Here is a 17,985-nt window from a genome sequence, read left to right as displayed (position 1 = left end):
CCACACGAGTAGTCCGAACGCGACGCAACGCGTAACGTGGACGTCCACCCAACAAGGTCGAGTGAAGCGGGACGGTGCCCATGACGCCTCCGGGCCGGCTCGCGCTGACGGCCAGCCCCCTGGTCACCAGCGCGCTCAAAGCACTGCAAATCGCGACCGAGCTGCCGGTCGCGATGGGCGGACCGGTGTCGGCGGCCTCCCGCTCGCACGTGATCGACCAGCTCCGCGGCACTGCCACCCGGTCGATGCAGCACGTGCAGGTGGACACCGGGGCCGGGCTCGGCGGCAAAGCGGTGGCACTGGCCAGGCCGTCGACGGTGGTCGACTATCTCAACGCGCAGGGCATCACGCACAAATACGACCACGCGGTGGCGCCTGAGCGGCTGCGCGCGATGGTGGCGCTGCCGGTGCGCGTCGGCGAGACCACGCGCGCGGTGTTGTATGCCGCGTCGCGCGATTCGATCACGTTCGGCGACCGGCTGTTGCACGCGGCAACCGCAGTGGCGACTCGGCTGGGACGCGACATCGAGGTGGAAGAAGAGGTGCAGCGACGGCTGTCCGCGCCGACGGCCGTCCCCGCGGCCGAACGCGGCGACCTGCACGCCGAGCTCACCGCGATCGCCGGGTCGATCCACGACGAAAGCACCCGGCAACGGCTGCTGGCGGTGTGCGAACGGCTGCGTCCGGAGCTGGATCTGCCCGGCGTCGCGCTGACCCCGCGCGAGGTCGACGTGCTGCGGCTGGTCAGCGAGGGCTGCACGAACGATGAGATCTCAGACCGGCTCGGCCTGCTGCCCAACACGGTCAAGTCGTATCTCAAGCACGCGATGCGGAAGCTGGCGGTGTCCAACCGGGTGCAGGCGGTGAACCGGGCTCGCGCCGCGGGGCTGCTGCGCTAGGACGGACCGCATGAGACGACTGAGCGGGGTCACGATCGATTGCGCCGAACCTGCGGTGCTGGCTGCCTTCTGGAGCGCCGTTCTCGACCGGCCGGTTTCCGGAGAGCATGACGGGCCGGACTGGGCAACGGTCGGCTCCCGCCTCGACGCCGCTCCCAGGCTGACGTTCCAGCGAGTTCCCGAGCCGAAGCGCGGCAAGGTGAGACTCCATTTGGACGTCCAGGTGGATGACGTCGACGAGGCGCGGGCACAGATCGAGGAGCTGGGCGGGCGATGGACCGGTGAACGCCACGACTGCCCCGGCGAGGGCGTCGTGCTGACCATGACCGACCCGGAGGGGCACGAGTTCTGCATCGTCCAGTACCTCTGAAGACCCGCATCCAGTCCCAATCGGATACACCCTCCATGTGGGGTGGCTAGATCCGGTTCGGCGAGCGAAAATCACCCGCGCGGGCAGTGCGGCCCGCAGACGCGAAGGGATCGGCACGTGTTCTATGACCTGAGTGTCCGCGACTTCCTCGACCGCGCCGAAACGGTGTACCCGGACCGGATCGCGGTGGTGGACGAGCCTGCCCAGCCCGCGGAGTCCTGGGGTTCGGTGCCCTACCGCGAACTCGCCCGCCGCGCCCGCGCGCAGGCGGCGAACCTCGACGCGCTCGGCGTTCCCGTCGGCGGCCGGGTCGCCATCGTCTCGCACAACTCCGCGCGGCTGTTGACGTCCTTCTTCGGCGTCTCCGGCTGGGGCCGCGTCCTGGTTCCGGTGAATTTCCGCCTGGCCCCGGCCGAAGTGCGGTACATCGTCGAGCATTCCGGCGCCGAGGTCCTGATGATCGACCCCGAGCTGAAACCGTTGCTGGACAGCGTAACCGCGAAACACGTGTTCGTCCTCGGCGAGGACGACGACAAAATCTGGGGCGGCGACGGCGAACCGCGACCGTGGAATGCCGACGAATCCGCGACCGCCACGATCAACTACACCTCCGGCACCACCGCGCGGCCGAAGGGCGTCCAGCTCACGCACCGCAATTTGTGGCTCAACGCAACGACTTTCGGCCTGCACACCACGCTCAGCGACAATGACGTCCTGCTGCACACGCTGCCGATGTTCCACGCGAACGGCTGGGGCATGCCGTACGCGGTCACCGGTCTCGGCGGACGTCACATCGTGCTGCGCAAAGTGGACGGCACCGAAATCCTGCGCCGCGTACAGGAACACGGCGTGACGATCATGTGCGCCGCCCCCGCCGTCGTCACCGCGGCCCTGGACGGCGCCGCTTCGTGGGACGGCGAAATCCCCGGCCGCGACCGCGTCCGGATCGTCGTCGCCGGTGCGCCGCCGCCGACCCGGACCATCGAACGCGTGCGCGCGGAACTCGGCTGGGAGTTCATTCAGATCTACGGCCTGACCGAAACTTCGCCGCTGGTCACAGTGAACCGCTTCCGCAGCGAATGGGCCGACCTGGACCCGCACGAGCAGGCGAAACTCCTAGGCCGCGCCGGTGCTCCGGCACTGGGCGTCCGCGTCACGATCGACACCGACGGCGAAGTCCTTACCCAGAGCAACCACAACCTCGACGGCTACTGGGAAAACCCGGACGAGACCGCCCGGGTGCAGGAAGGCAACTGGTTCCACACCGGCGACGGCGGCACCTTCACCGACGGCTATCTGACCATCGCCGACCGCAAGAAAGACGTCATCATCACCGGCGGCGAGAACGTGTCGTCGATCGAGGTGGAAGACGCGCTGAGCTCGCACCTGGCCGTCCGGGAGGCCGCGGTGATCGGCATTCCGGACGAGAAATGGGGCGAACTGGTCACGGCGCTGGTGGTGACCGACGGGAGCGAGGTGACGGCTGACGAGCTGATCACGCACTGCCGCCAGCACCTGGCCGGGTACAAATGCCCGAAGCGCGTGGAGTTTCTCGCTGAGCTGCCGCGGACGGCGACCGGGAAGATCCAGAAGTTCAAGCTGCGCCAGCCGTTCTGGGAGGGGCAGGGGCGGCAGGTGAACTGACCCGGCTACGGCGCGTCGGGGCGGATCACCTCGCCTTTCACGTACTCGGTCAGGACGCCGTCGTCCGCCCAGATCCAGAGCCGCTCGCATTCCGGGCAGCGCACGACCCGGGTGGCTTTGCCGAACAACGCGGTGCTGGAAGCTTCGACGTCGAACTCGTCATCAGTCAGGAAGTACAGGGTGCCGTCCGGGTCGTCGTCTCTCACGATGTTCCCGCACCTGCACCGAATTTTCGCCATCAGACCCCCCGTCAGTCTCGGCTCGCCGCCTGCTTCCTCGACCACTCCGCGGCATCGGCGCCGTACCGGGCCAACAGCCGAGCGAACTGGATCCGCTCGTCCGCCGACCAGCCAGCAGTGATCTCCTCGAACGCTTTTCGCTGCTCGACGGCGAAACGTTTCCGCTCAGCCTCGCCATGCTCGGTGAGTTCGAGCACCGTACGACGTCCATCGGCCTGCGACGCCGCCCGCCGCAGCAACCCGTCGGCGATGCACGCGGCGACGGTCCGGCTGGCCACCGGCTGCGCGACACCCATCTCGACGGCGAGCCCGCCGACCGTCGTCTCATCGGGCGCGTCGGCGATCACGTTGAGCACGAGATTGCGCGACAAATCCTTGTTCGACGCCGGAGTGCGCCGCCGCAGCCGGGACAGCGCTGGGCCGATCTGGTCCAGTACGGGGTCGGGAGAGCCGCTCATGCGCTTGATCCTAGGCCGCACCAGCCCATTTGCATACCTTGGGGCAAGTACATAGCATTAGGTATGTAAATACCCGGAGCAAGGAAACGAGAAGAACCGCCATGACACTCACCGCCATCGCCAACGCCCGGGTCTTCGACGGGGAGAAGTCCCTCGGCGTGCAGACCGTGGTCCTCGACGGCACGAGAATCGTCCAGGTCGGCGGCGAAATCCCGGCAGGCAGCGAAACGGTCGACGGCACCGGAGCCACCCTGCTGCCGGGGCTCATCGACGCCCACGTGCACTCCGCCCCGGGCTCGCTGGCGCTGGCCCTGCGGTTCGGGGTGACCACCGAACTGGAGATGCAGGGGATGAACACCCGGGAGAACCGGGGGCACATCACCGACGACGACACGGTGGCCGACGTACGGTCCGCCGGTTTCGGCATCACCCCGCCCGGCGGTCACCCCAGCGAGCTGATGCCCGAAGGATTCCGGCCGAAGTGGGACCTCCCGCCGGTGATGCCCGTGATGCCGTTCTCCACCACGCCCGAGGAAGCCGCCGCCTTCGTCCCCCAGCTCCTGGCCAGGGGCTCCGACTTCATCAAGTTCATGATCGACGACGGCAGCGTCGAAGGACATCCCGGACTGCCGTGCCTCGACCAGGCCACCGTGAACGCCGGGGTCGCGGAAGCCAAGAAGTACGGCGCTCTCACCGTGGCCCACGCGCTGACTGTCGAGGCGACCAAGATGGCCGTCGAAGCCGGCATCGACGGCCTCGCCCACGTGTTCATGGACCAGCCGCACACCGCCGAGATCATCAGCCTCGTCAAGGACGCGGGCATGTTCGTCGTTCCCTGCATCAGCCTCAACGCCTCGCTGATGGGGATCACCGGCAGCGCGCTCGCCGACGACCCCCGGGTCGCCGCCCGCCTCGACAGCAAGTGGGACGAAACCCTGCGCTCCAGCTACAACCGCTACCCGCAGGGCAAACTCGAAGACGTGTACGACACCGTGCGCGCGCTGGACGCCGCCGGCGTCGACGTGCTGGCCGGCACCGACGTCTCCATGGCCGAGACGTTCTTCGGAGGTCTCGCGCACGGAGCGAGCCTGCATCACGAACTGCAGTACCTCGTGGAAGCCGGTCTCACTCCCGAACGAGCCTTGCGAGCAGCCACCGCGACCACCGCCCGCCGCTTCCGCCTCAGCGACCGAGGCCGCGTCGCCGAGGGACTCCGCGCCGACCTTCTGCTGGTCGACGGCGACCCGACCCGCGACATCAGCGACACGCTCAGCACCCGCGCCATCTGGCGTCGTGGCGCCCGCTTGGCGGAATAACCCCGGAGGTGCCCCGAATCCCGCTCAGCGAGCCGGATTCGGGGATAGTCCTTTTTGGACTTTCAGTCGTCCGACGGCCGATACACCAACCGCAGCACCCCATTACGAAACGCCGTCGTGTCCGTGAGCCGGAAGTCCAGCTGCGACCCCTCGTCCGGAAACAACCGCCGTCCCTTGCCGACCACCACCGGGTACTGCAGCAGGGTCAGCTCGTCCACCAACCCGTGCGACAGGAGCCACCGCACCAGCGTCGTGCTCCCGCTGGTCATGATGTCGCCGCCCTCGCTGGACTTCAGCTCCGCGATCGCCTCGCCGAGGTCGCCGCGCAGCAGGGTCGTGTTGTGCCAGTCCGCCGCGGTCAGGGTGGTGGACGCGACGTACTTCGGCACGCTGTTCATGAACTCCGCGCCCGGGTCGTCCGTGCGGCCCGGCCACGCTTCGGCGAAGCCCTCGTACGTCACGCGGCCCAGCAACATCGCGTCGGCGTCCGCCATGCCGTCGCCCACCGCGTGTTCCAGCTCGTCGTTCCAGTACGAGAGCGACCACTGGTCCGGCGCTTCCACCACGCCGTCGAGCGAGACGAACAATGTGGACACGATCTTGCGCATCGAGCGACTCCTTGGTGTTCGGGATCGCCGACACTATGGCGCAGCCGGACCCGCCGACGCAGCCAGTTGGCCCAATACTTGGTCTGTCAGGGCACTTCCGTTACCAACTCGAGTGCCCGGCCGAGCGTCGCGAGCCGGTTTTCCAAGGTGTCGCCCGCCGGATACAGCCGGACCGTGTCGACTCCGGCGGCGCGCCACACCTTCAGCCGCGCGCGGACCATGTCCTCGGTGCCGATCAGCGTCGTCGCGAGCACCATCTCGTCGGTCACCAGCCCGGCCGCGCCGTCGCGATCGCCGGACTGCCAGCGTTCCCGCACTTCAGCGGCGACCTCGGCCCAGCCTTGCCTGCTGTAGGCGTCGTGGTAGAAGTTCGTGCTCGCCGAACCCATGCCGCCCAGCGAAAAGGCCAGTTCCTTCTTGCGCCCGGCGACCATGGTCCGCAGTTCGTCCTCATCGGACGCGAACGCGACCTCCGCGCCTTGGCACACCACGAGATCGCCGCGGCTCCGACCGGCTTTCGCGAGCCCGGCGTCAAGGTGGCGGAAGTAGGCGTCGGCGCCTTCCGGGACGAAGCTCGTGCCCAGCCAGCCGTCGGCGAGTTCGCCGGTGAGTTCCAGCATTCGCGGCGACAGCGTGGCCAGGTAGATCGGGATGTCCTCGTTCGGCGTCGTCGACAGCCGCATCGGGCGGGATTCGCCGGGCAACGGAATCTGGAAAGCCTTGCCGGCGAAGGAGATCTTCTCCCCGGCGAACGCGCTGCGGATGATCTGCACGGTCTCGCGCATCCGGGTCAGCGGCCGCGCGAACGGCACCCCGTGCAGCCCCTCGATCACCTGCGGACCGGACGGACCGAGCCCCAGCGCGAACCGTCCGCCGGACATCTCGGCGAGGGTGAGCGCGGCCTGCGCGAGCGCGACCGGCGTGCGCACGCCGAGCTGCATGATGCCGGAGCCGAGCCGGATCCTGTCCGTGCGCGCGGCGAGGTAGCCGAGCACCGACGGCGCGTCCGAACCCCACGCCTCGGCGACCCAGCATTCGCCGAGACCCAGTTTTTCCGCTTCCAGCACGAAATCCCGGGTCTCAGGCCAGCCGGACGACGCCTCGACGGTGGTGGCCGTGCGCATCATCCGGCGGACTCCACGCGGTCCTTGATCGCGCCGAGCGTCGCGGTCATCGAGGCCTCGAACTCGCTCAGCCGGACGTGCACGATCTTCTGTTCCTTCTCCGGCATCCGCGCGATCACCTCCGTCACCCCGGACGGCCCCGGCCCCATCTGCGCCCACTGCGTCAGCCGCGTGCCGCCGTTCTCCGGGGCGAGGGTGAACCGCCAGACCGCGGTCGGATTGGCCGGATCGCTGACCGCCCAGGCGAAGACGCGCGGCTCCTCGCATTCGACGATGTAGGACGTCGTTTCCCAGTCGCCGCGCATCTTGTGGTGGTTGTGCCCGACGAAGGACCGTCCGAGCGCCGGCGCCGAGCCTTCGTCGCACCACCGGACCGACTGGAGTTCGCCGCTCAGCTCCGGCATCAGCACGACGTCCGAGGCGAACCGCCAGACCTGCTCGGGCGAGCCGTCGATCCACGCGTCCACCTGCACAGTCGGGGCGTCCGCGTACCGCGCGCCGGTCCACTCCATGGCGAGTCCTCCTCCGTTGGCGTCTCGACCAGCATAGTTGCGTAACGAGACTGACCATGTCAACTCGCCTCCGGCCAACAGCCGTGAAGGGCCCCTTGAGGGAATCTGATTCCCTCAAGGGGCCCTTCACGGACCGCTACTCCAGGGGCGCGAACCTCGCTTGGACGTCGGGGCGCTGCGCGAGACGCTCGGGGAAGCCTGGGCCGCGCCGCATCCGGGTGTCGTCCGCGGACAACGGCTCGCCGCAGTCCGCGCACACGACGGCCGCGGTCGTGTCGTGCCCGCAGGCGTCGTGGTGCAGCACGATCGGCGGGCCTGCTTCGGTGGCCAGCCACCGGTCGCCCCAGGCCGTCATCGCGGCCAGCACACTCCAGAAATCGCGCCCCTTTTCGGTGAGCACGTAGTCGTAGCGCACCGGCTCAGCCTGGTACGCGCGCTTCTCCAGCAAACCCTCGTCGACCAGCCTGCGCAGCCGGTCGGCGAGGGTGTTGCGCGCGATGCCGAGCGCCTGCTGGAACTCGTCGAAGCGGCGGACGCCGTAGAAGGCGTCCCGCAGCACCAGCGGCGTCCACCAGTCCCCGAGCAGGTCCATGGTCCGGGCGATCGAACACGGCCACTGCGCGAAGGAAGTGCGTTTCATGACGGCGAGGATACGCCGTCCCACGGTGCAACCCAGCAGGTCAGACGCGATGCCCGACGGTCACGTCGACAGTGTCGGGCACTTCCTCGTGCTCGTCGCCGACCGAAAGCGTCCCGGACGGCTCCACGAGGAGCACCACCGCGCCCTCCTTCGACGACGGCTTGTGGAACGTGCCGCGCGGGACCACGAACGCCTGCTCGCGCGTCAGCGTCACGGTCCGTTCGCCGTCCGCTTCGCGCAGGCCGAGTTCGATGCTGCCGTCGAGGACGAGGAAAAACTCGTCGGTGTTGTCGTGCTTGTGCCACACGTGCTCGCCGAGGAACCGGGCGAGGCGGATGTCGTAGTCGTTGACGTTGGCGACGATCCGGGGGCTCCACGGAGCGTCGAATCCGGCGAGCACGGCCCGCAGGTCGAGGGGCTGAGTTGTCATAGTCCGATCTTGGGCCTGGTTTCCGGCAGCCGGGAGTGCTAGGAATCGCACATGTCGAAAGGATCCTCGCACCGCGTCGTGATGATCGTCGGCGACGGCTCGAACCCGTTCGAGATGGGCGTCGCGACGGAGCTGTTCGGCCTGCGCCGGCCGGAACTGCCGACGCCGTGGTACGACTTCGCGATCGCGGCGCCCGGCGGGCAAGCCCGGATGCACCTCGGCTTCTTCACCCTCGCCGACGTCGCCGGCCTCGAAGCGGTCGACGCCGCGGACACCGTGATCGTCCCGAACCGGCCGGACCCGCAGACCCCCGCCGACCCGGAGATCATCGCCGCGATCCAGCGTGCGGACGCCCGCGGCGCGCGGTTGATGAGCTTCTGCACCGGCGCGTTCACCCTGGCCGAGGCCGGCGTGCTCGACGATCGCCGCGCCACCACGCACTGGCAGTGGGCCGAGGCGTTCACCGCGCGCTACCCCCGGGTCCGCCTGGAGCCGGATGTCCTCTTCGTCGAGGACGGCACAGTTTTCACCGCCGCCGGAAGTGCGGCCGCACTCGATCTGTCGCTCTATGTGATCCAGCGTGATCACGGCGCGGAAATCGCCAACGCGGTAAGCCGTCGTCTCGTTTTCACCGGCCACCGGGAAGGCGGCCAGCAACAGTTCGTGGAACGCCCGGTGCCGGAGATTCCGGACGCGTCGCTCGCACCGGTCCTGGAATGGGCCCGCCGGCACCTCGACCAGCCGCTCGCCGTCACCGACCTCGCCGCCCGCGCGGCGACCAGCGCCGCCACCCTGCACCGCCGGTTCCGCGCCGAACTGGGCACGACGCCGCTCGCCTGGCTCACCACGGAACGCGTGACGCTGGCCCGCCGCCTCATCGAGCGCGGCGAACATGGTCTGGACCGCATCGCCGCCCGAGCCGGACTGGGCACCGGCGCGAACCTCCGGCTGCAGCTGCGCAGGCACACCGGGCTGTCGCCGTCGGAATACCGGAAACGATTCGGCCCGGCCGCGTAAATCGCCCGCGGGTCCACTGTGGACCCGACGAACGGATTACTCCATTCGGCCTATTCAGCAAAATTCCGGTTAAGCACCGATGACCGGAACCCGCCGAAGGTTTTATGCCAGACGAACGAAAGTTGGCCGGAACGGACAGAATTCCGGCGACCCCTCACCGGATCGCGCACGGATCCGCTAGCTTGGGCCGCAGACCGGCCGACCGAACGGGGAGACACGCATGGCCAGACGCCGCCTGGAGGGACGGAACGCCCGGAGCCGGGCTTTCGCCGCCCTCGCCGGAGGCGCGCTCGTGGTGCTGCCGACGGTGACGTCGTCCGGCATCCCGGTGGCGTTGCGCGCCGCGGACCCGCCGTCGGCCGCTCAATCCGCGCCGAACTCCCCCGGTCTGCCGCCCGGCGTCACGCTCCCGCCGATCGGCGTGGACGGCAGCCTCCCGCAGCCGCCGGTCCCGCAGGCGCTCGGCGTCCCCGGCTATCCGAACGGCCCCGGCTCGGCCACCACCGCCGGCCCGCTCGGCATCCCGGACAGCATGCTGCGCGCCTACCGCAACGCGGCCGACATCATGGCCCGCGAACAGCCCGGCTGCCACGTCGACTGGGCGCTGATCGCGGCCATCGGACGGGTCGAGTCGAACCACGCCCGCGGCGGCTACGTCGACGCCCGGGGCAACACGCTCGAACGCATTCTCGGCCCGGTCCTCGACGGTTCCGGCGGGTTCGCCGCGATCCGCGACACCGACCGCGGCCGCTACGACGGCGACCCGGTGTGGGACCGCGCGGTCGGCCCGACCCAGTTCATCCCGTCGACCTGGGCGTCGTACGCCTCCGACGGCAACGGCGACGGCGTGTCCGACCCGAACAACATCTACGACGAGACCCTCGCCACCGCGCGCTACCTGTGCTCGGGAGGTCTGGACCTCTCCACCGACGCCAACCAGCGCCTCGCGGTGCGCCGGTACAACAACTCGCAGTCCTATGTGGACACCGTGATGGCGTACGCGAACGGCTACCGCAGCGGAGTCTCGAACCTGCCGGACAGCAAGGTCCCGATCGGAGCCCCGCCCGGCCCCGGCGCGGTCGAAGCCGCCGCGGGCAGCCCGGCGGGCGACGTCGCCCCGCCCGTCCCGCCGCCGGTCACCCCGGCCCAGCCGAACCAGCCCGGCACGCCGACGCAGCTTCCCGGCAGCAGCACCGCGCCGAGCAGCAGCACCCCGGCGAAGCCGACCAGCACTCCGCCGACCACGCCTTCCAGCACCACGCCCACGAGCACCACGCCGACGAGCACGACGCCGTCCAGCTCCGCCCCGGCGAACCCGGCCACGTCGACCACCACGACGACGACCTCCAGCACCACGACGGAGGCCGCGCCGACGCACTGACCGCGGCGTTCGTATAGTCCGGACCGACCGGAAACCGGACTGTGGGGGGCGATCGTGGCGTGGAATCCCCGGAACCTGCCTGACCTCGCTGGCAGGACCTATGCGGTGACCGGGGGCAACGCCGGAATCGGCTACTTCATCACCGAGCAGCTGGCCGCCGCCGGAGCACACGTCGCACTGCTGGGCCGCGACCCGTCTCGGCTGCGCGCGGCTGTCGAGGCAGTGCGCGCCCGCGTCGGTTCGGCTTCTTTGAGCACGATCCCGCTTGACCTGGCCGACCTGGACTCCATTCCGGCTGCGGTCGACGCTCTCGGACGGCTCGACCGTGTGGACGCGTTGATCGAGAACGCGGGCATCACCGCGCCCGGACCCGTGCGCCGGACCACGAAACAGGGCCTGGAGCTTGCGGTCGGCACCAACCACTTCGGCCACTTCGCGCTCACCGCGCTGGCGATGCCAGTGCTGACCGCCTCGTCTGCGCGGGTGGTGCTGGCAGGCAGCCTGATCACCCGGATGTACCCGTACGACATCGACGATCTGCAGAGCTCGCACAAGTATTCGGACTTTCGCGCGTATGCGCTGTCGAAGCACGCCGTGCAATCGTTCGCCATGGAACTCGACCGACGCCTGCGTGCGGCGGGTTCGCCGGTGCAGTCGATCCTCGCGCACCCGGGGTTCAGTCTTGAACGGACCAGCCCCGCTCGACCAGGGATCACCAAGCCGGTGCCAGTGATGCGGCTGCTCGCGCCCTATACCCACGGCAAGGATCACGGCGCGTGGCCCGCGGTCCGGGCCGCAGTCGATCCGGCTGCGACCGGCGGTTCTTACTACGGCCCGGCGTTCGGCGGTGTGGGTCGGCCCCGATTAGGGACGGCGATGGGCGCTTCGCGGGAGGCAGCGCGGGGCCGTCGGTTGTGGACGCTTTCCGAGGAAGCGACGGGGATCCAGTTCGCGCTCGGGGGTTCCTGAAGCGCCCGCATCTTGGTAACGTCGCGTTTCTAGAAACGTCGTGTTACCGAATGGGTGTGCCTTGACCAGGCTGACGCGGGCCGAACAACAGCAGCTCACGCACGAAAAGCTGATCGAAGCGGGCCGGACGGTGCTCGTCCGGCGCGGGTTCCTCGCCGCGACCGTGGAGGAGATCGCCGCGGAAGCCGGGTACACGCGCGGTGCGGTGTACAAGCACTTCGGCGGCAAGGAAGGCGTGTGGCTGGCGATCATCGACGCCCGCGCCGAAGCACACCTCGACCTGCTCAAAGCCGCTCTCGGCAAGGCATCCACCCGCGACGACCTGATCGCCGCCCTCACGCCGAACGCCATCGCCGACGACGAGGAAGCCGCCCGGTGGAGCCGGACGACCGCCGAATTCGCCGCCGCCGTAACGAGACTTCCCGAAACCGCCGCGGCCGCCGTCTCCGCGCAACGGCAGCATGAAGAGGAAATCGTTGCCGTGCTTGACGAACACTGCCGGCGGCTGGGAATCACGCCGGCCGTTCCGTTGCCGCAAGTGGTCGTGCTGCTCGGTGCGCTGAGCGGCGGACTCGCCCTGCGTCGCGGCGTCGATCCCGACACCGACGTAACGGGCGTGCTCGCCGGAACTCTCGCCGCGGTGTTCCCCGATCCACGGAGGACTCCATGACCGTTTCATTCGCCCACAACGGCGACCTCGACATCGCGTACGAAACCTTTGGCACCGAAGGACGTCCGCTGCTGCTGATCCAAGGCGGACTCGCCCCCAGGCAAGGCTGGCCGGACGAGTTCTGCGAAGCCTTGGCACACAAGGGTTTCCACGTCGCCCGCTACGACAACCGCGACGCAGGCCAGTCCTCGCGCGCCACTGCGGACTACACCCTCGCCGACTGCGCCGCCGACGGAGTCGCCGTGCTGGACGCGCTCGGCTGGCCCGGCGCACACGTCGTCGGCGTCTCCCTCGGCGGCATGATCGCCCAGGTGATGGCGACCCGGCACCCGGAGCGGGTGCTGAGCCTGACGTCGCTGTCCTCCGCGCCGGACCACCTCCAGCGATGGAATCTGCGCAAGCTCCGCACGCTCGTCAAATTCGCTGCCGTACACCGAAAACGGCCCAAAGATCCGGAATCCGCCGGGGAACAGCTCGTCCGCATTTACCGGATCGTCGGCTCTCCCGGCCATCCGCACGACGAGGACTGGATCCGAGACGTCGGCCGGCGGACTTTCCACACCCGCACCGATTTCGCCGCGTTTCGCCGGCAGGGCAAGGCAATGTACGCCTTGGGCGACCGGCGCGCGGAACTGGCCGGAGTGCGCGCGCCGACCCTGGTCGTCACCGGGGAAGCCGACCCCGTGCAGCCGGTCAGCGCCGGACGCGCGACCGCCGACGCCATTCCCGGCGCGAAATTCGTGACTTACGCAGGCATGGGACACGATCTTCCGCGTCCGCTGTGGCCGGACCTGATCGGCGAAATCGACGCCGTCGCCAGCGTCTGAGCTTACTTGCCGACTTGGTCGATCCGGTCGGCGATCCCGTCGAGAAGCCGGTCCAATCCGAATTCCGAAGCGTCCGAAGCCTGCTCCGCCGAAGGCTTCTCGAACCCGCCAGCCAGCCAGGTCCGGTTCATCGCCGGATGGGATTCGACGTCGAAATACGTGTACCAGAACGAAGAACGCTGACCCCACCACGCGTCGTTGGACTGTCCCGTGGTCTGTTCCAAGTGGACACTCTCCGCCTCGGCCGCCGCGTTCGCGTCCACATATCCCGCGACCGAATTGGCCGCCGCGACGACTTCGCGCGCGGGCAGACCCAGACCGTCCATAATGGACAGCAGATATTCCTGGCCTGCCAGCTGCCCCGGACCGAGCGCGGGCCGGACCCGGGACCTCTCCCGCAGCCACGGATGCCTGCGGTAGATGTCGCGCGTCCGGTCGGCGTAAACGCGGACCTGCGCACGCCAGTCCTCCGGCCGGGGCTCGCCGGGCCCGGGGAGATTCCGTTCGAGGAGAACGGTGTCGACCATGAGGTCGATGAGCTCGGTTTTGCCGGGAACGTAGGTGTAGAGCGTCATCGTGCCCGCCCCGAGTTCCTTCGCCACGCGGTGCATCGACGTCGCGACGAGCCCCTCGGCATCGGCGACCGCGATGGCCGCCGCGATGATCCGTTCGATGGTGAGCGTCGGCCGCCTGCCGCGGGCCGAGGGTTCCGGGGCGCCCGCACGGTCGCGCCACAACAGGGCGAGCGTGCGCGCGACCTCCTCGCGCGCGGCCTCGGGACCGTCGCCCTCGTGCTCGACGATCATCGCGTCCCCTCCCGGCCTCCGTACGCCTGAGCGTGGGATCTTACCTGCCGGTTCAGGACCTTCGTCCCGTCCGCACCGGCCGGTTGGCCGCTACGCTGGGCAGCGAGGGAGGTGGTTCCCGTGACGGAACGCAAACCGCCCGGCGTGTCGTACGGCACCTGGGTCGACCGGCAAATCGTCGCCGCCGAATCCCGCGGCGACTTCGAAGACCTGCCAGGAGCCGGAAAACCCCTGCCGCCCCCGACCGGCCGCGACGCGGCGACCGACTGGGCGATCCGCCGCGCCCGCGAAGGCGACCTCGACGTGGCCGCGTTCCTGCCGCCGTCGCTCGCCCTGCCGAGGGAAATCCAAGACCTGCCGGGGAAACTGGCGAAGATCCACGCCGAACGCAAGGTGCGGGAGATCGTCGAGGACCTGAACGACCGCATCCGCAAGGCACACGCGATGCCGCAAGACGGCCCGGTGTTGCGGGCGAGGCCGCTGGACGTGGAGGAAACGGTGGCCAGCTGGCGCGCGGGTCGCGGAGAGTCCTGAACCACGCGAGAACCACGCGAGCTGAATTCGGGCGAGGCCGCCGAAGACGGTTGCCGTCGCCGCGGTGGCACGCTGGACCGTGGCCGCTGCGGGCACTTTCTCGAGAGACGACGGCTTCGCATCAGCAGCCACCGCTCATTTCCCGCGCAGCCGCCTCACCAGCCACCACTCACTACCCGCGAACCGCCTCACCGAGCCACCACTCACTTCCCGCGCAGCCGCCTCACCAGCCACCACTCACTTCCCGCGCAGCCGCCTCACCAGCCACCACTCACCTCCCGCGCAGCCGCCTCACCAGCCACCACTCACTTCCCGCGCAGCCGCCTCACCGAGCCACCGCTCAACTCCCGCGAACCGCCTCACCGAGCCACCGCTCACCTCCCGCGCAGCCACCTCCCCGAACCACGCCAACGGCCCCCCGCTCGCCCACGCCCGCCCCGGCAACGGCCACTCCGTCCAGAACATCCGGCTCACCCCTCCCCATCACACCCCGCCGCCCACCTCCGGACTGCGGCTACGCTGGGTAGTACCTGGGCGAAGGGAAGAGAACCGTGGTCGGAGTTCGTCGGGTTGCCCTCGTGGTCGCCGCGGTGCTCTTGCTGTTCGGCGAGCCGTGGTCGGTGCTCGTGCTGCTGCCGGACTGGCCGGGCGCGGGCACCGTCGCCGGCACGGTCGTTTTCGGCGTGGCCGCGCTGAGTTTTCCCGTGCTCATGGTGCTCGGGCACGGTCCGAAGCAGAGCGACGCCGCCGCGCGGGCCGGGGACGTCACGCTCGGCACGGTCTGGGTGTTGTTCACCTGGAGCGTCCTCACGCATGTGCTGCGGCTGGTCCTGCTGGTGTCCGGAGTGGACGATCCCGCGCGGCCACGGATCGTAGCCGGAGTCACGCTCGCCGTCGCGGCGGTGCTGCTCGTCACCGGGAACCGGATCGCCATGCGGGTGCCGCCGGTGAAGGCGGTCGACGTCGTGCTGCCGAAGCTCGGCGCCGGGCTCGACGGACTGCGGGTCGCGGTCATCACCGACACTCACTACGGCCCCCTCGACCGCACCCGCTGGTCCGAACGCCTGGTCGCCGAACTGAACCGCCTGCAGCCCGACGTCGTCTGCCACGCCGGAGACCTCGCCGACGGGTCGGTCGCCAAGCGGCGCAAGCAAGTCGACCCGCTCGGCGGCGTCCAGGCGCCGCTCGGCCGGTTCTACATCACCGGCAACCACGAGTACTTCGGCGAAGCCCAGGCCTGGCTGGACCACATGGAGAGCCTCGGCTGGGACACCCTGCACAACCGCTCGACCCTGCTCGAACGCGACGGCGCCCGCCTGCTCTTCGCCGGCATCGACGACCCCACCGGAGCCGCCTCCGGACTGCCCGGCCACGGCCCCGACCTGGCCGCCGCCCTGGACGGCTCCGATCCCGACGTCCCCGTCGTCCTCCTGGCCCACCAGCCCAAACAGGTCGCACAGGCCCGCGAGGAAAACGTCGACCTGCAGATCTCCGGCCACACCCACGGCGGCCAGATCTGGCCCTTCCACCTCCTGGTCCGCCTCGACCAGCCCACCCTGTCCGGACTCACCCGGCACGGCCCGACCCAGCTGTACAACAGCCGCGGCTCCGGTTTCTGGGGCCCGCCGTTCCGGGTCTTCGCCCCCAACGAGATCGCCCTGCTGACCCTGCGCAGCGCCTAACCCCCGCCCGCCTCCCTCGCCTTCCCCCACATCCCTCCGAACAATTTTTTTGTCTTGACAACTCAACTAGTCGGATGCGACAGTTCTTCCAACGGCACCCCCAGGAGGAACCCCATGCCCACCGTCACGTCCGCCGACGGCACCCAGATCGCCTACTCCCGCATCGGCTCGGGCCCCGCACTGGTCCTCGTCGACGGCGCGCTCTGCTATCGCACCTCGACCCCGAACGACGCCCTCGCCAAAGCCCTCTCCGACCGCTTCACCGTCTACACCTTCGACCGCCGAGGCAGAGGAGAAAGCGGCGACGCAAGCCCGTACGCCGTCGAGCGCGAGATCGAAGACATCACCGCACTGGCCAAGGAAGCAGGCGGAGAGATCAGCCTCTACGGCATTTCCTCCGGTGCCGCCCTGGTCCTGGAAGCCGCCCACCGCGGCGTGCCGGTGAAGAAGGTCGCGGTGTACGAACCGCCCTTCGTCGTCGACGGCACCCGCAAGCGAGTCCCCGCCGACTACCAGGCGAAACTCGAAGCAGCCGTAGCCGCCGGAGAACCAGGCGCCGCGATCAAAACGTTCATGGTCGAAGGCGTAGGACTGCCCGCCTTCATGGTCATGATGATGCGCCTGATGCCGGCGTGGCCGCGCATGAAGCGCATCGCCCACACCCTCGCCTACGACGCCCAGGTCATGGACGACAACCAGGCAGGCCGCCCGCTCCCCGAAAACCGCTGGTCCGGAATCACCGCCCCCACCCTGATCCTCGACGGCGGCAAGAGCCCCGCCTGGATGCGCAACGGCGTCGCCGCAGCAGCAAGCCAACTGCCGCACGCCGGCTACCGCACCCTGCCCGGCCAGACGCACCTGGTGAAAACCGCCGTACTGGCCCCGGTCCTCGCGGAGTTCTTCGCCACGAACTGACCCCGCCGCCGGACCGGCTGAGGCAAGCTGCGAAACGTGGCCACGCGAGCATTGATCTTCGATTTCGACGGCACCCTAGCCGACACCGAAGCCGCGGTACTGCGGTCCTGGCAAGAAATGTTCGCCGGACACGGAGTCGAACTGCCCCTGGACGTCTGGCACAAAGTCATCGGCACGCAGAACACCGCCGCAACGATGTTCAGCCTGCTCGCCGAACAAGTCGAAGACCTGGACCCGGAAACCCTGCGCCCCGCAATGCGCGCGCGGGTACACGAACTCCTAGCCGAAGACGGCCCGAGAGAAGGCGTCCTCGACTACCTGAACGAGGCAGCCGCCCGCGGCCTGGCACTGGGCGTCGCCTCCAGCTCATCCGGCACCTGGGTCCACGGCCAACTAGAACGCCTAGGCCTGGCGTCCCGCTTCGCCGCCGTAGAAACCGGCGACCGCCACAAACCCAAACCGGACCCAGACACCTACCTGGCAGCCCTGCGCACCCTAGGCGTCACCGCGGACGAAGCCCTGGCCTTCGAAGACTCACCCCACGGCGTCAGCGCAGCAAAAGCAGCCGGAATCACCACCATCGCCATCCCCAACCCCATCACGGCCTCCTTGGACTTCGCCAAAGCAGACCAAGTCCTCCCCTCCTTCACCACCACCCCGCTAAGCACACTCCTGCGGCAATTCGAGCAGTGAGGGCCACCCTCACACCCCCTGATTCCCGCAGGGTTCCCCTCACTCCCAGCCACCAGTCCGTGAAGGGCTCCTTCACATACTTAGATTCCCTCAAGGGCCCCTTCACGGACCACCACGAACCCGCAGCCAGCACACCCAACTAGCGAGGCACCCACACCTCCCCCGCACCCCGATACGAAGCCTCCCTGCGGTTCGGGGGTGCTTGTCAAGGCATCTTTCCCGCCTTGACAAGCACCCCCGAACCGTCAGCA

General features: G+C 69.1%; 21 protein-coding genes. 13 read left to right on the top strand and 8 right to left on the bottom strand.

The features are described from left to right. Positions 1-80: 80 nt before the first annotated feature. The 3 genes from ACZ7OI_RS45180 to ACZ7OI_RS45170 all read left to right on the top strand — a co-directional run bounded on the left by ACZ7OI_RS45180 (position 81) and on the right by ACZ7OI_RS45170 (position 2,913). Positions 81-899 carry a LuxR C-terminal-related transcriptional regulator gene (locus ACZ7OI_RS45180; protein ID WP_470270269.1) on the top strand — a complete coding sequence of 273 codons (819 nt, stop codon included), beginning with the start codon at positions 81-83 and terminating at the stop codon, positions 897-899. 10 nt (positions 900-909) lie between these two features. Further along, a complete protein-coding gene (locus tag ACZ7OI_RS45175) occupies positions 910-1,269 on the top strand; it encodes a VOC family protein (RefSeq protein WP_470270268.1) in 360 nt (119 codons plus the stop codon). Between the two features lie 117 nt (positions 1,270-1,386). Then, a complete protein-coding gene (locus ACZ7OI_RS45170) occupies positions 1,387-2,913 on the top strand; it encodes an AMP-binding protein (protein ID WP_470270267.1) in 1,527 nt (508 codons plus the stop codon). 5 nt (positions 2,914-2,918) lie between these two features. Here ACZ7OI_RS45170 and ACZ7OI_RS45165 read toward each other — a convergent pair whose 3' ends face one another. Then, on the bottom strand, positions 2,919-3,119 hold the full coding sequence (locus tag ACZ7OI_RS45165; protein ID WP_470270266.1) for a hypothetical protein: 201 nt from the start codon (positions 3,117-3,119) through the stop codon (positions 2,919-2,921). 44 nt (positions 3,120-3,163) lie between these two features. Further along, complete coding sequence (locus tag ACZ7OI_RS45160) at positions 3,164-3,610, bottom strand: MarR family winged helix-turn-helix transcriptional regulator (protein ID WP_470270265.1); 447 nt, start codon at positions 3,608-3,610, stop codon at positions 3,164-3,166. 101 nt (positions 3,611-3,711) lie between these two features. Here ACZ7OI_RS45160 and ACZ7OI_RS45155 point away from each other — a divergent pair, with 101 nt between their 5' ends. After that, positions 3,712-4,926 (top strand): amidohydrolase family protein, encoded by a 1,215-nt coding sequence (locus ACZ7OI_RS45155; protein ID WP_470270264.1) that lies wholly within the window; start codon positions 3,712-3,714, stop codon positions 4,924-4,926. Between the two features lie 62 nt (positions 4,927-4,988). Here ACZ7OI_RS45155 and ACZ7OI_RS45150 read toward each other — a convergent pair whose 3' ends face one another. From ACZ7OI_RS45150 to ACZ7OI_RS45130, 5 genes are all read right to left on the bottom strand, one after another. Further along, positions 4,989-5,534, bottom strand: a complete 546-nt coding sequence (locus tag ACZ7OI_RS45150; RefSeq protein ID WP_470270263.1) for a dihydrofolate reductase family protein — start codon at positions 5,532-5,534, stop codon at positions 4,989-4,991. Positions 5,535-5,620: 86 nt separating this feature from the next. Continuing rightward, positions 5,621-6,658 carry an LLM class flavin-dependent oxidoreductase gene (locus ACZ7OI_RS45145; RefSeq protein WP_470270372.1) on the bottom strand — a complete coding sequence of 346 codons (1,038 nt, stop codon included), beginning with the start codon at positions 6,656-6,658 and terminating at the stop codon, positions 5,621-5,623. Next, a complete protein-coding gene (locus tag ACZ7OI_RS45140; protein WP_470270262.1) occupies positions 6,658-7,170 on the bottom strand; it encodes an SRPBCC family protein in 513 nt (170 codons plus the stop codon). The genes ACZ7OI_RS45145 and ACZ7OI_RS45140 overlap by 1 nt, the downstream gene beginning before the upstream one ends. Positions 7,171-7,306: 136 nt before the next feature. Further along, a complete protein-coding gene (locus ACZ7OI_RS45135) occupies positions 7,307-7,810 on the bottom strand; it encodes a winged helix-turn-helix transcriptional regulator (protein ID WP_470270261.1) in 504 nt (167 codons plus the stop codon). A gap of 40 nt (positions 7,811-7,850) precedes the next feature. Next, complete coding sequence (locus ACZ7OI_RS45130; RefSeq protein WP_470270260.1) at positions 7,851-8,240, bottom strand: cupin domain-containing protein; 390 nt, start codon at positions 8,238-8,240, stop codon at positions 7,851-7,853. 51 nt (positions 8,241-8,291) lie between these two features. On the opposite strand from ACZ7OI_RS45130, the gene ACZ7OI_RS45125 reads away from it, so the two are divergent. The 5 genes from ACZ7OI_RS45125 to ACZ7OI_RS45105 all read left to right on the top strand — a co-directional run bounded on the left by ACZ7OI_RS45125 (position 8,292) and on the right by ACZ7OI_RS45105 (position 13,104). Next, positions 8,292-9,257, top strand: a complete 966-nt coding sequence (locus ACZ7OI_RS45125; protein WP_470270259.1) for a helix-turn-helix domain-containing protein — start codon at positions 8,292-8,294, stop codon at positions 9,255-9,257. Between the two features lie 220 nt (positions 9,258-9,477). Continuing rightward, positions 9,478-10,638: a lytic transglycosylase domain-containing protein gene (locus ACZ7OI_RS45120; protein WP_470270258.1), complete on the top strand. Its 1,161-nt coding sequence runs from the start codon at positions 9,478-9,480 to the stop codon at positions 10,636-10,638. A gap of 105 nt (positions 10,639-10,743) precedes the next feature. Further along, on the top strand, positions 10,744-11,607 hold the full coding sequence (locus ACZ7OI_RS45115) for an SDR family NAD(P)-dependent oxidoreductase (RefSeq protein WP_470270257.1): 864 nt from the start codon (positions 10,744-10,746) through the stop codon (positions 11,605-11,607). Positions 11,608-11,668: 61 nt separating this feature from the next. Beyond that, positions 11,669-12,277 (top strand): TetR/AcrR family transcriptional regulator, encoded by a 609-nt coding sequence (locus tag ACZ7OI_RS45110; protein ID WP_470270256.1) that lies wholly within the window; start codon positions 11,669-11,671, stop codon positions 12,275-12,277. Continuing rightward, positions 12,274-13,104: an alpha/beta fold hydrolase gene (locus tag ACZ7OI_RS45105; protein ID WP_470270255.1), complete on the top strand. Its 831-nt coding sequence runs from the start codon at positions 12,274-12,276 to the stop codon at positions 13,102-13,104. Before ACZ7OI_RS45110 ends, ACZ7OI_RS45105 begins: the two co-directional genes overlap by 4 nt. A 2-nt stretch (positions 13,105-13,106) precedes the next feature. On the opposite strand, the gene ACZ7OI_RS45100 is transcribed toward ACZ7OI_RS45105, so the two are convergent. Continuing rightward, the gene (locus tag ACZ7OI_RS45100) at positions 13,107-13,910 is read right to left on the bottom strand and encodes a TetR/AcrR family transcriptional regulator C-terminal domain-containing protein (RefSeq protein WP_470270254.1); all 804 of its coding nucleotides are present in this window, start codon (positions 13,908-13,910) and stop codon (positions 13,107-13,109) included. A gap of 120 nt (positions 13,911-14,030) precedes the next feature. Here ACZ7OI_RS45100 and ACZ7OI_RS45095 point away from each other — a divergent pair, with 120 nt between their 5' ends. The 4 genes from ACZ7OI_RS45095 to ACZ7OI_RS45080 all read left to right on the top strand — a co-directional run bounded on the left by ACZ7OI_RS45095 (position 14,031) and on the right by ACZ7OI_RS45080 (position 17,734). Next, positions 14,031-14,444: a DnaJ family domain-containing protein gene (locus ACZ7OI_RS45095; RefSeq protein WP_470270253.1), complete on the top strand. Its 414-nt coding sequence runs from the start codon at positions 14,031-14,033 to the stop codon at positions 14,442-14,444. A 551-nt stretch (positions 14,445-14,995) separates the two neighbouring features. Then, the gene (locus ACZ7OI_RS45090) at positions 14,996-16,126 is read left to right on the top strand and encodes a metallophosphoesterase (RefSeq protein WP_470270252.1); all 1,131 of its coding nucleotides are present in this window, start codon (positions 14,996-14,998) and stop codon (positions 16,124-16,126) included. Between the two features lie 114 nt (positions 16,127-16,240). After that, positions 16,241-17,041, top strand: coding sequence for an alpha/beta fold hydrolase (locus tag ACZ7OI_RS45085; protein WP_470270251.1), 801 nt, complete (start codon positions 16,241-16,243; stop codon positions 17,039-17,041). 36 nt (positions 17,042-17,077) lie between these two features. After that, positions 17,078-17,734, top strand: coding sequence for an HAD family hydrolase (locus ACZ7OI_RS45080; RefSeq protein ID WP_470270250.1), 657 nt, complete (start codon positions 17,078-17,080; stop codon positions 17,732-17,734). Positions 17,735-17,985: the final 251 nt, after the last annotated feature.

It is taken from the genome of Amycolatopsis sp. NPDC114503, assembly GCF_055633655.1.
The sequence above is the reverse complement of the archived record's forward strand: the minus strand, read 5'-3'. Positions and strand labels throughout refer to the sequence as shown.